Raw genomic sequence first — 12,890 nt, 5'->3', positions numbered from 1 at the left:
GGGAAAACAACATAATGAATAAACTTCGCCTTTCGAAATTAACCGGAGCAATTATTTTAGCTCTTGGTGTTTCTGCAAGTGCTATGGCTGCTGACACGTCATCTGCAATGCGCGGTAAAATCACTACTCCATCTGGTGAAAGTGCTGCAAATGTAAAAATTAAAGTTATTCATGGTCCTACTGGAACTGTAAGTGAACTTACAACCAATTCAAGTGGTACTTTTATAGCTAATGGTTTACGTGTTGGGGGTCCATATACAGTAATAATCGACTCTGATACTTTTAACGACACTACGCTTGAAAACATCTACCTAGAATTAGGTGATACTTATCGCTTAAACTCTCAGCTTAGACCATTAAACATGGAAAAAATTGAAGTTTCTGGCTATAAAATAGTACAACAATCAGGTGGTTCTAGCAGCTCTTTTGGCGAAGATACAATTCAAAACATGCCAAGTTTTAACCGCGATATTAAAGATATTGCTCGCTTAAATCCACTTGCAAATATTAACGGTAATGGAGAGCTAACCTTTGCTGGTAATAATCCACGTAGTAATAGCTTAACTGTTGATGGTATTGGTCAAAACGACGATTTTGGCTTGAGCTTCGGCGGTTACCCTACTTCGCAACCACCTGTTGCACTTGATGCAATTGAACAAATTTCTGTAGACGTATCTCCTTTTTCAGCAGCTAAAGGCAACTTTGGTGGCGGTACTATAAATGCAGTAACAAAATCAGGTACTAACGAGTTTAAGTTCTCTGGTTTTTACGAAACATCAACCCCAGATATGGCGGGTGATGTAGACAGTATTTCACAAGTATACGCAAATGGCAGACCAGCTTTAGATGAAGATGGCCACAGAACATTTGTTACTGAACAAGTAAAGCCAATCCAAACAGAAGCGCGTTACGGCTTTAACTTTGGCGGACCAATACTAGAGGATAAGCTTTTTTACTTTGTAAACTACAATGCATGGAAGAGCGAGTTAGATTTAGACTATGGTTTTGAAGGCTCTGGTGCTGCTAATGAATACGATGTAACTAAAGAAAGCTTTGATCAGTTTTTATCTATATTAGATAACGTGTACGGTATGCAAGATTCTCTTGGTGGCGATCCTAAAGACACCAATGAGTCATTATTGGTTAAGTTAAGCTGGAACATCAACGATGACCATCGTTTAGACTTTACATACCAATGGCAAGACGATAAAGACGAGCGTAATTTTGGTACTGGTGGCAGTACCGTTTCACTTGCTTCAAATCGTTACACTTACTCGACTAAATTCAACAACTTTGCTACCAAGCTTTACTCAGATTGGAATGAAGACTTCTCTACTGAAATTGGTATTGCTTATAAAGATGTAACATCTGACAGCATCACTAATTCTAAAATTGGTAGTGTTAAAGTTGAAGAATATTTCCGTGGACCAGCTTATCAGTTTGGTACTGATGAATACCGTCATGCCAATAAAGCAGCGACTGAAAATTTAACACTAACTTTTGATGGCACATACTTATTAGACGAACATCAAATTAAGTTTGGTGCTAAGTATGAATCTTTAAATTTATATAATTTATTTGCAGCAAACTCTTTAGGTTCATGGGAGTTTGATAACTTTGCAGGTTTCGAAAACCGCGAAGTAGGTAATTACAAAGGTAAACATGACTTTACTTACAGTAATGCCTATACCAACAACTCAGCAGATACTGCTTACGATGCAACGCGCAGTCAGTTTGCTCTTTACGTAGAAGATACGTTTTATGCTACTGATGATTTAGAAGTAACTGCGGGTGTACGTTATGAGCGTTTGGCATCTGACGATAAACCAACATTGAATGAAAAGTTTTTAGAAACCTATGGTTTTACTAACCAAGAAAACCTTGATGGTGTAGATATTATTTTACCTCGTGTTGGTTTCAAATATTATGCAACAGAGGCTCTTACTATCAATGGTGGCGTAGGTCGTTTCCAAGGCGGTATTCCTAACGTTTGGTATAACAACTCATTCCAAAAAGACGGTCTTACTTTTGTTGACGCACCACAAAGCGTAATTGATGGTTACTACGCAAATAACCCTGTTGATATCACTCAAGTTCCAGACGAAATAAAAGGTTCATTAGTACAAGGTGCGGGTAGCACTAACTATATTGATCCTAACTTTAAATTACCTTCAAGCATCCGTGCGCAAGTTGGTTTTGATTATGAATTTGACTCAGAATTTTTAGGTAATGGCTTTAAATGGCAAGCAGAAATTGCTTACCATAAAAAAGAAAATGAGGCTGTATGGCATAACACTGCAATCAAGCCTGTTGGAACAACCGCTGATGGCGATCGTATTATTTATGAAGGTATCTACGAAGGTGACTTAAAAGATAACTTTGATATAGCAATGACCAACTCAGCGGAAGATGGACGTTCAGTAATTTTCTCTACTGCACTTGCTAAAGAGTGGGATAACGGCCTATACATATCTACCAGTTATGCGCATCAAGATATTACAGAAGCATCTGCAGGCTCATCATCACAAGCACAAAGTAATTATAAACATAGCATAACGCAAAGCCGTAATGTTGATTTAGCACAGCGTGGCGCTTACGAAGTTGAACATAGCTTTAAAGTTAATGTGAGTTATAACACTGAGCTTTTCTCTGGCTACCAAACCAAGTTTAATATGTACTTTGAGCGTCGCTCTGGCCGTCCATTTAGCTATACAATGGGTCTTTATGAAAAAGATGATTTAGGCGATACACGTGACTTTTATTCAAACTCTGCTTACCTTGCATACATCCCAACGGGTGCTGATGATGCAAATGTAAACTGGGATGAATCTGGTTTGTCGTGGAGCGAACTTGAAACGCTACTTAACCGTGCTGGTATTTCTGAGCGTGGCCAAATTCTAAACCGTAATACAGGAACTCAACCTTGGGTTACTACTATGGATATTAGCGTTAAACAAGAGATACCAGGTTTTGCTGAAGGTCATAAAGGTGAGGTTTACTTTATGATTGATAACTTTGCTAACTTACTTAATAGCGACTGGGGTGTTGAAAAGCGTTTAGGCTTCTCTGACCAAGCTGTATATGATCTAGCTGGAATAGATGATGAAGGCCGTTACATTATCAACAATCGTCATAACGGTGCTGATGTACGTAACTATAGCCAAATTTCTACGTCATCATCTGCATGGCAAGCTAAAATTGGTGTGAGCTATAAGTTTTAATACCTAATAAAGTATTACGTTTTATATTAGTTAAACCCATTACAACTTTGTAATGGGTTTTTTCATTTAAACTCCCTTTTTTCATCTATCTGTCATAAATAGTATCTACTCTCTTTTACAACACGAACATTTCATTATTAACATTAATAATCCGTAGCATTAATCTATAAACATTAAAAAAACATTACACTTGTAGCTTATTTGTAAACATAAACTAATGTATAATATGTATAGATTTAGTACTGCATGAATTTGGTTCGTTTGTTTAGTGCAAATACTTTATAAATATAAAAAGTTTAATAAACTACATGGGAAAACAAAATGAAAACTCAACTTCGTAAAACAGCTCTATCACTCGCTATTGCAGCTTGTGTAGGCGTAAGTGGTGCTGCAATCGCCAACGAAACAACGTCTGCAATTAAAGGTCAGATAATGGGCCCAAATGGCAACCCTGCACAAGGAACTAAAGTAACAATTTTACATGTTCCTTCTGGCTCAGTTAAATCTACCGAAGTAAATGCCGCTGGTTATTTTACTGCAAAAGGCCTTCGCGTTGGCGGCCCATATAAAGTTGTTGTTGATTCAGATGTTTATGCTGACCAAACATTTAATAATATTATTTTGAATATAGGCAGTGATTACCCTGTAAATGTAACACTTGCGCCGCAATCAAATATTGAACAAATTGTAGTAACAGGTCGTGCTATCAGCACTATGTCTGGTGGTACAGGGCCAGCTTCAACATTCACACTTAATGATCTTGAAAACCAACCTGCAATTAACCGTGATTTAAAAGATATTATTCGTATTGACCCACGCGTTGCTGTTGATGACAGTCGTGGTTCAATTAACTGTGGCGGTGGTAACCCTCGTTTTAACAGTTTAACGCTTGACGGTGTTCGTATGAACGACAACTTCGGCTTAAGCTCTAATGGCTACCCAACTATTCGCGCTCCGTTTTCGTTTGACTCAATTGAGCAAGTAGCCGTTGAATTAGCCCCTTTCAATGTGCAATACGGTGGTTTTACCTCGTGTAACATTAATGCGGTAACTAAGTCTGGCGGCAACGATATTCATGGTGCCGTATTTTACGATTACACTAACGATTCAATGAAAGGCGATAAAATTGAAGGTGAAAAAGTTGATAACGGAGACTTCAGCGAAAAGCGTTATGGCTTTAACGTTGGCTTGCCACTTATTCAAGACACTTTATTCTTATTCACCTCATACGAAAAGCTTGAAGGTGTTGCACAGTTTAATTACGATCCTTTAGGTTCAAGTGTATCCAGTGCTGATTTAGAACGTATTCAACAAATATCTCAAACTGTATATGGTTATGATGCCGGTGGTATGCCTGCAAGTTCACCAGTTGAAGATGAAAAAATATTAATAAAGTTAGACTGGAACATTAACGACTCTCATCGTGCAAACTTAGTTTATAATTATAATGATGGTTACACATTATCTCAGTCAGATACGGGGTCTACTCGCTTATCTTTAGATAGCCATTTTTTTGAACAAGGCGCTGAATTCACCTCAATCGTAGGTTCATTATATTCAGATTGGAATGATAGTTTTTCAACTGAAGTTCGCCTTGGTAAATCTGAACTCGATGCACGTGTAAACTCTCTAGATGCTGCAAGTAGTTTTGGTGAATTCCAAATTGAAGCAACTGACGGCGGCACTGTCTACCTTGGTCCTGATGATTCTCGTCAATCAAATGACTTAAACTACGATACTATTACAGCTAAAATAGCAGGTACATATTATTTAGATCAGCATACTATTACTGCTGGCTTTGAATATGAAGAACTAGAAGTATTCAATCAGTTTGTTCAGCAGACTGAAGGTGAATGGCGCTTTGCATCTATTGATGATTTTGAAAATGGTTTAGCTTCGCGCATATATTATAATAATGCCGCTGGAACTAATAACCCTGCAGATGCCGCTGCTAACTTTTCTTACTCACAAAATACCTTTTATGTTCAAGATGAGTATAACTTCTCAAATATTGATGCATCATTAACCTTCGGCTTACGTTACGACAGCTACAGCAGTGATGATAAACCAACTCTTAATCAAAACTTTACTGACCGTTATGGGTTTAGTAACCAATCAACCTTTGATGGCATTGATTTAATTCAGCCACGTGTTGGTTTTGAATGGTACGCCACCGATGCACTAGAAGTGCGTGCGGGCATGGGCTTATTCTCAGGCGGTAACCCAAATGTATGGTTATCTAACTCATATTCAAATGACGGTATTACAAATATTGGTCTTCGCATTGATAATGTCGACTTATTTAACACACCTAATGTGAATGGTGGTAAGCCTGGTTTTGAAGTTCCACAAGAGTTATTTGATGGTGTAGCTGGTGTAGTACCTGGTTCTGGTGATGCATCGGTAAAAGCTGTTGATCCTGGTTTTGATATTCCATCTGAGTGGAAGTACTCACTTGGCGCAACTTATACTACTGAAGATGAATATGTAATTGCGCTTGATTACCTTTATACCAAAAAGCGTAATGCCGCTATATTAAGAGATATCGCACTTCGTCCATCTGGTGATGTAAGTTTTGACGGCCGCCCATTATACGAATCAATTGAAGGACGTGATGGCGATTTACTACTAACTAATGTAGATGGTAGTAGTGGTCAATCATCTGTTATTTCTGCAGCTATTAGTAAAGCTTATGATAATGGTATTAAAGTTCAATTTTCTTATGCTTACACTGATTCTGATGATGTAAACCCAATGACCAGCTCTGTTGCTGATTCTAACTATGGTAATGTCGCAACGGCTAATCCTGGTAACCCAGGTGTTGCATCATCTGATTATGAAATACCACACCGCTTTACTTTAAACCTTGGTTATACCCATGAATTTTTCAATGGCTATAACACGCGCTTCAACCTATTCGGTGAAGCATACAAAGGGTTACCATACAGCTTTACATTTAATGGAAGTGATAGTAAATTTGGCGATCAAAACTCAAATCGTTCTCGCCAGCTTTTATACGTACCATTAGAAAACGATCCTAATGTTATTTACAATATGAGCGCTGCTGAAATTACTGAGTTTAATGAGTTTATAGCATCACAAGGTCTTAAACGTGGTGAAATTGCTGGGCGTAATGCTCAAAATGCAGATTGGTTCGTTAAGTTCAACTTTAAGCTAACCCAAGAAATCCCTGGATTTATGGATGGCCACAAAGGTGAAGCATTCTTTGTTATCGATAACTTAACTAATATGTTAAATGATGATTGGGGTGTTCTTAAGAAAGGTCCATTTGTTGGTTCTCGTATGATTAAAACCGATATTGACGCTCAAGGTCGTTATATTTATTCGGATTTCAATCCTAATAATGCCAATACAACCGTGCAACGTGATGCTTCTCTTTGGGAAATGCGCGTAGGTGTTCGTTACACTTTCTAATAAAATTAGGTAATAATTTTATTTAGTTTAGAGCCCATCTTATGATGGGCTTTTTTTATGGCTGTAACTGATGTTTTAATTTTTCAAAAATGCTCATCATTTGCTGACGCTCATCGTCACTGAGTGTATTTAGGAGCTGCGCTTCCCATGCAAGTGCCTCTGGGGTGATTTTTTTATACAATACCTCGCCTTCATCAGATAGCATTAAAAATGCAGCACGTTTATCTTGCTCATTCACTTTGCTGCAAATAAAACCTTTAGTTATTAAAGCTTTTACCGCTCTTGATACCGTTGATTTATCCATATCAGCTTGCGTGCATAATTGTTTAGCTGTGCTTTGCCCATATTGCGCTAAGTTAGCGAGTATGCGCCACTGCGGAATATTTAAGCCAAATTCACGTTTATACACTTTGGCAAAATCGTTACTCACAAGCGTAGCTATATTGGTTAATTGATAAGGTAAAAACGTATCTAAATTGATCTTCATCGTTGTAGCACCACTCGTTGGGCCTGCGTTTTAATTCAACTGGAAATGACTGTTCATTATTATTTACAGTGAATTAACTTACGCAATTTGAAATTAGTCTCACTTGAGAGTATCTTAACCTAAATAATAACAAGATTAAACTACCCCACTCTCACAGGAGTTGCTAATGGCTACCGAATTAAAATACATGACTGGTTTTGGTAATGAGTTTGAAACCGAAGCTTTGCCTGGTGCATTGCCTATCGGACAATTTAGTCCGCAAAAAGTAAAGTACGATTTATATGCAGAGCAGTTTAGTACAACCGCGTTTACTGCGCCACGCGCCGATAATCGCCGAACGTGGCTATACCGTATTCGTCCCTCTGTTGTTCAAGGCGATTATACAGCAATGGATAATGGCTTAATTCGCACTGCGCCTATCACCGAGGTAGTGACTCCACCGACTATGCTACGCTGGAACCCTATCGACATTCCACAGCAACCAACTGACTTTATTGATGGCTTAATTACTATGGCCGCTAATGGTAGTGCAAATGGCCAAACCGGTATTGGTATTCATGTTTATGTTGCTAATAAATCGATGGACGGGCGTTATTTTTATAATGCCGATGGCGAAATGTTGTTTGTACCGCAGCAAGGTGAATTATTACTTAAAACTGAGTGTGGTAATTTAACCATAAAAGCGGGCGAAATAGCGGTTATTCCCCGCGGTATAAAGTTTCAGGTACAGCTATTAACAGCAACTGCACGCGGTTATATTTGTGAAAACTATGGTCATCAATATGTTTTAGCTGAGCGTGGCCCGGTCGGCTCTAACGGCTTTGCCAACGATCGTGACTTTCAATACCCAGTGGCTGCTTTTGAAGATATAGAAGGTGAGTTTGAATTAGTTGCCAAATTTAACGGCAATATGTTTCGTTGTGATATCGGCCACTCGCCTCTAGATGTAGTTGCTTGGACCGGTAACAGTGCGCCGTATAAATATGATTTATCACGTTTTAATGTAATGAATACAGTGAGCTTTGATCACCCAGATCCGTCTATTTTTACCGTACTTACATCGCCATCAGGCACCGAAGGTGTAGCTAATATTGATTTTGCTATTTTCCCTCCACGTTGGATGGTGGCCGAAAACACCTTTCGCCCTCCTTACTTTCACCGTAATATAATGAGTGAATTTATGGGCTTAATAGAAGGCGTTTACGATGCTAAAGAGCATGGCTTTGTTCCCGGCGGTATGAGCCTACACAATTGTATGTCGCCCCATGGCCCTGAAGCCGACGTGTTCGACAAAGCCTCTAATGCCCAGCTTGAGCCGCAACGTTATGAGAATACGCTAGCATTTATGTTTGAATCACGTTATGTCATATCCCCTACTAAATACGCTCTTGAAGGCAAAGAGCGCCAAGCTAATTACACTGATTGTTGGCGCACAATTAAAAAGCAATTTACTGGATCACAAGGATAATAAAACATGAAACTTTATAGTTATTTTCGCTCATCAGCCGCTTATCGGGTGCGTATTGCGCTTAACTTAAAAAACATTGATCACGAATTGGTTGGTGTTAATTTACTAAAGTCTGAACAGTTAGGTGCAGCCTACTTAGATAAAAATCCACAAGGCTTACTCCCTGCACTTGAAACAGCTGACGGTGTACTTGGGCAATCTCTGGCTATTTTAGAGTATCTTGAAGAAAGCCATCCAAACACAACGCCATTATTATTTGGTAACGCGTGGCAAAAAGCACAAATCCGTAATTTAAGTTACGCCATAGCCTGCGACATTCATCCGTTAGATAATTTACGCGTACTCAAGTATTTAAGTAACGAACTAGGGGTAGACGATGAGGCTAAAAACACTTGGTATCGCCACTGGGTAGAAGTAGGGTTTGAAAAAGTAGAGCATCTACTTGATAGTAATAACGCTTTTTGTGTGGGTGAGCAACCAAGCCTTGCCGATGTGTGCTTAGTACCGCAGGTATTTAATGCTATTCGTTTTAATGTAAATATGGCCGCATATCCTAAAATAGCAGCCATTTATGAGCGTTGTAATAAGCTCGATGCATTTATTGATGCCGCACCACAAAATCAACCTGATGCAACCTAGTCTAAATAATTAGCCTAGGTAATTAACCCAGAAAATTAGCCTTGTAAGGCACTGTGCACCACAGTTACATGGTCAATTAATTCTAAGCCCAGATCAGTTAAATAACCGCCATCTGGGCTATCTATAATTCCTTTATCAAATAAACGTTGTGCGGCGCTTAACAAGCTAGGCTCTGCGTCTGAATGAAGTTTAATTCCCTGCATTTTACTTTCACGCGGAAATTTAGCTAATAGTGTAAATTCATCGATCATTGTTTGGTTAAATTGCATATATTTTCACCTATTTATTGTTCTGTGTTTTACTAAATATAAATATACCCAAATCAAGAAAGCGCCTTTTTTATAAGCAGCTGTCTAATGTTAAGGTGCTATAAAATACCCAATTACGCATTTTTATGGTGTTTGTGTATACCTTACCCTAGCATGTTTTTTAGCTTAGTGTATTATTTTTAAACCCGCGACAATTTGAGACTAAAATGCGCCATTTATTAATCTTATGTTTTTATATTAGCTGCTTAAGCTATTCGCTACTCAGCCATGCTAATACAATTAAAACCCACTCTGTTATCGATGCTAATCAGTTTGTCAATACCGACACAAGTTGTTGGTACGACAATAAACGCTACAGCGAAGGAGCGTTAATACAAATACACTCATTTACACTTATTTGCGGGGCTAAATTTGTACAACATAACAACAGCCAACTAATTTGGCTTAAACTCGACAAACAAGGCAATGCAATTTACCCTACTAAGCCCGCTACAATTACAGTGAATTAGCCTCTACGAGTGAATTAAGTTACACTATGCGCAGTTTAAATAAGTAGTGTAGCTATGGATAATCAACCTAAAAACCCTTTACATGGGGTAACGTTAGAACAAATACTTGTTGAGTTAGAGCAACGACTTGGCTGGAGAACTTTGGGTGAACAGGTTAAAATTAAATGCTTTACTGATGCACCAAGCATTAAATCGAGCTTAAAATTTTTGCGTAAAACCCCATGGGCACGAGATAAAGTAGAAGCGCTTTATATTCATACCATAAATAACAAGCCAATTCGTAGACCCAAAAGTGCACCAAGGCCCACTTCCGATAGAGCACCTGATACATCGGGCTTTGTTTGGCCTTCGATCAAAAAATAAATAATAAAACGGCGTGTAATAACGCCGTTTTATAGCCGTGTATTATTTATCTAGCTGTTCTTTGCAAATAACGTTTAATGATCCAGGTGAGATTGTAATAACTAATTTGTTAGAAGTTTTCACCTCTCCATCTACTACGTATTTAATCTCTTGCTCTGCACTTACTTCCACTCTTTTAGCATTTGTATGATGCGAATTAATAGCTAAATGTGTTTGTGTAATGCTGCTAAACATAAGCTCGGCAATACTCAGTACTGTAGTGCCATTTTCTTTATTGGGTATTAACCAATTCACATCAAGAAGCCCGTCACTATGATCGGGCTGCCCGCCACCTTGAGCTAGCAAAGTAGTAAAGGGTGCGGCATTAGCAACAATAAAACTATTGGTACTCACTTGCGTTGGTTCGTTATCATCAAGCTTTATCGTTAATACTTGTGCTTTTTGTTCACCAAAAGCTTGTAAAAAACCATTTAAATAGGCCAGTTGCCCAGATTTGTTTTTAGCTTCACGGTCGGCTTTTTCAATCATGGAGTGTTCAAAGCCAATTCCTGCCAGTAGTAACATTAGCTCGTCGTTACAATAAGCTGTGTCGATTAAACTTGTTTGCCCATCAATAATTAAATCACAGGCTTGTTCAACAGGAATAAATTTTGATTTTATGCCCATTAACACATGCGCTAATGCGTTAGCCGTGCCCAGCGGAATAATACCCAACCTGCATTTAGTGTGCACTAATACACTGGCCACTTCTGTCACTGTGCCGTCACCACCACAAGCAATAATAATATCTGGCTGCTCTTTTATTGCCTGTTTAGCAAGCGCTACGCCGTTAACTTCTTTTGAGGTTGTTAATACGGTTAAGTCGTAATAAGCCGATAAACTAGCAATAATTAGGTGTTGTTTGTCTTGCCACATTTTTGTGCCCGACACTGGATTTGCAATCAAAAATGCTTTGTTTTTAATCACTAACTCACCTTTTTTATGGCGCTTAGCTAAGTGATGTAATTGACGTTTATTAAGATTAGCTGTCTCGCGGGTTTCTTTTATTTGTGCCAGTATTTGATGCACATCGGCATCTTTATTTTGGCTAAGCAAGTAGGCCGCCATTACAAACACAGAGCGCCCGCGCCCTAAAGCACAATGCACCACCACACGGCGATCTTTTTGTACATGATGATGGATCCAATTAATTGCTTGGTTTAACTGCGAATGCGTAGGAACGCTATGATCGAGTACCGGAATGTTTAAATAATTAATGTTTTCTTGCGTAGAGCTCCACTCTAAACCGTCAAACTCGCACGTTACATCAAGTATTGCGGTAATACCGTTTTCTTTTAGTGTATCTATGTCAGAGGGAAATAATCGACATGCCAAAAACAAATGTTCATTAATCTTTTGAATAGGCGGCACTTTATCGTGCTTACGAGCCCACGCATTGTATAATTGTGCGCCAAATAAAAAAGGAATAAACGCCCAGCGAATATAAAAAGGGATAACGCCGTTTTCGCGTTTTCTAAACACTTTTGCTATATCGAATATATAAGCGCCCCCCACTAAAAGTAGTGACAACGCACTCCAATAAAATACAATTGAAAAGTAAATTGAGTTAACTTCCCAGCCAATAAATATGAGTATTAATGCCAATAGTAAGTAACTAATTGCAGCCCACATGTGTTCTCCTTTTATAATATATGCTCGTTGTTGTTATATTTATTAATCATGCCTTAATATTGTAAAAGCAAATTTTACGCCAGCATTCACTTATCCCTGATTAATTATATTATTGATAATTAACACTTTAATTTTTATTTATTAAGCCTTTTTTAGTCCACTTATAAAACGTTGCTGTTTTTACACTATAGTAGGCTAATTGTTCACACTGGTATAAAGTAACAGCAATACACTTTGTTTACTTGTATTAGGCTGGATTGTAGAAGCATTTATAAAAACTTGCCATAACGCACCCTATCAAACACATACCCTAATAGCCGCTGGGTAGAGCTAGGTATTGCCCTGTCAGTACTTTTTGCTGCACTTAATAATGTATGGCCACTGGTATTGCGCTTAGGCTGGGTAACATTTGCATTTGGTTTATTGCACGACATGGGGTTTGCCAGTGTATTGGGTGAGTTGGGGCTGTCGAGCGATTATCAGCTATTGAGTATTGTGGCATTTAACTTAGGGATGAACAACTCCCACTAAACGCTGCGCGTTTTGAAGGAGTTTCAAAAAGAAAGCCTAAGCTACCTTTTTAGGCTGGTTCCCAGCCTGAATACCTAACGCCCAGTTTAAGTTAACTTGCGCACTGGCTACATCGCGGGGCTTCTCACAACCACATTCGCATGAGTGCCAGCGCTCTGCTAAGGATTTCTTCTTCCTAGCTCCGCAGTCTGGGCAGGTTTGACTTGGCTTAACTTGCTTTGTTGGTACTTCAACAAATTCGCTACTAGCTTCTTCCGCTTTGTATCGCAGCAAATTAAGAGTCATGGCTGGCGCGGT

At 38.7% G+C, this 12,890-nt stretch carries 10 protein-coding genes and 1 pseudogene; 7 read left to right on the top strand and 4 right to left on the bottom strand.

All coding sequences use genetic code 11. From position 1 onward, the window contains the following. Window positions 1–14: 14 nt before the first annotated feature. Window positions 15–3,221 carry a TonB-dependent receptor gene (locus tag I6E78_RS08545; protein ID WP_197182290.1) on the top strand — a complete coding sequence of 1,069 codons (3,207 nt, stop codon included), beginning with the start codon at window positions 15–17 and terminating at the stop codon, window positions 3,219–3,221. 321 nt (window positions 3,222–3,542) lie between these two features. Further along, window positions 3,543–6,656, top strand: coding sequence for a TonB-dependent receptor (locus tag I6E78_RS08540; RefSeq protein ID WP_197182289.1), 3,114 nt, complete (start codon window positions 3,543–3,545; stop codon window positions 6,654–6,656). Between the two features lie 55 nt (window positions 6,657–6,711). Here I6E78_RS08540 and I6E78_RS08535 read toward each other — a convergent pair whose 3' ends face one another. Continuing rightward, the gene (locus I6E78_RS08535) at window positions 6,712–7,143 is read right to left on the bottom strand and encodes a MarR family winged helix-turn-helix transcriptional regulator (RefSeq protein WP_197182288.1); all 432 of its coding nucleotides are present in this window, start codon (window positions 7,141–7,143) and stop codon (window positions 6,712–6,714) included. Between the two features lie 166 nt (window positions 7,144–7,309). Here I6E78_RS08535 and hmgA point away from each other — a divergent pair, with 166 nt between their 5' ends. After that, entirely contained in the window at window positions 7,310–8,611 is a 1,302-nt protein-coding gene (gene hmgA, locus I6E78_RS08530; protein WP_193038806.1) for a homogentisate 1,2-dioxygenase, read from the top strand. Between the two features lie 6 nt (window positions 8,612–8,617). Beyond that, complete coding sequence (gene maiA / locus I6E78_RS08525) at window positions 8,618–9,250, top strand: maleylacetoacetate isomerase (protein ID WP_086995698.1); 633 nt, start codon at window positions 8,618–8,620, stop codon at window positions 9,248–9,250. Window positions 9,251–9,285: 35 nt separating this feature from the next. Here the strand turns inward: maiA and I6E78_RS08520 are convergent, their stop codons facing one another. After that, window positions 9,286–9,519 (bottom strand): TIGR02647 family protein, encoded by a 234-nt coding sequence (locus I6E78_RS08520; RefSeq protein ID WP_011329965.1) that lies wholly within the window; start codon window positions 9,517–9,519, stop codon window positions 9,286–9,288. A 206-nt stretch (window positions 9,520–9,725) separates the two neighbouring features. Here I6E78_RS08520 and I6E78_RS08515 point away from each other — a divergent pair, with 206 nt between their 5' ends. After that, window positions 9,726–10,028, top strand: a complete 303-nt coding sequence (locus tag I6E78_RS08515) for a YnjH family protein (RefSeq protein WP_011329964.1) — start codon at window positions 9,726–9,728, stop codon at window positions 10,026–10,028. Between the two features lie 54 nt (window positions 10,029–10,082). Further along, window positions 10,083–10,391 carry a VF530 family DNA-binding protein gene (locus I6E78_RS08510; RefSeq protein ID WP_011329963.1) on the top strand — a complete coding sequence of 103 codons (309 nt, stop codon included), beginning with the start codon at window positions 10,083–10,085 and terminating at the stop codon, window positions 10,389–10,391. A gap of 42 nt (window positions 10,392–10,433) precedes the next feature. Here the strand turns inward: I6E78_RS08510 and I6E78_RS08505 are convergent, their stop codons facing one another. Next, a complete protein-coding gene (locus tag I6E78_RS08505; RefSeq protein WP_197182287.1) occupies window positions 10,434–12,062 on the bottom strand; it encodes a diacylglycerol kinase family protein in 1,629 nt (542 codons plus the stop codon). A gap of 309 nt (window positions 12,063–12,371) precedes the next feature. Between I6E78_RS08505 and I6E78_RS08500 the strand changes: the two are divergent. Continuing rightward, window positions 12,372–12,578: pseudogene (locus tag I6E78_RS08500) on the top strand (HupE/UreJ family protein); the annotation flags it as partial. A 51-nt stretch (window positions 12,579–12,629) separates the two neighbouring features. Here I6E78_RS08500 and I6E78_RS08495 read toward each other — a convergent pair. Beyond that, window positions 12,630–12,890 (bottom strand): zinc ribbon domain-containing protein (locus I6E78_RS08495; protein ID WP_197182286.1); only part of this gene is annotated, 261 nt, incomplete at its 5' end.

This window comes from Pseudoalteromonas sp. NZS127 (assembly GCF_015864805.1).
Lineage (GTDB): Bacteria > Pseudomonadota > Gammaproteobacteria > Enterobacterales > Alteromonadaceae > Pseudoalteromonas > Pseudoalteromonas nigrifaciens.
This window is presented reverse-complemented; position numbering and strand designations above follow the sequence as displayed.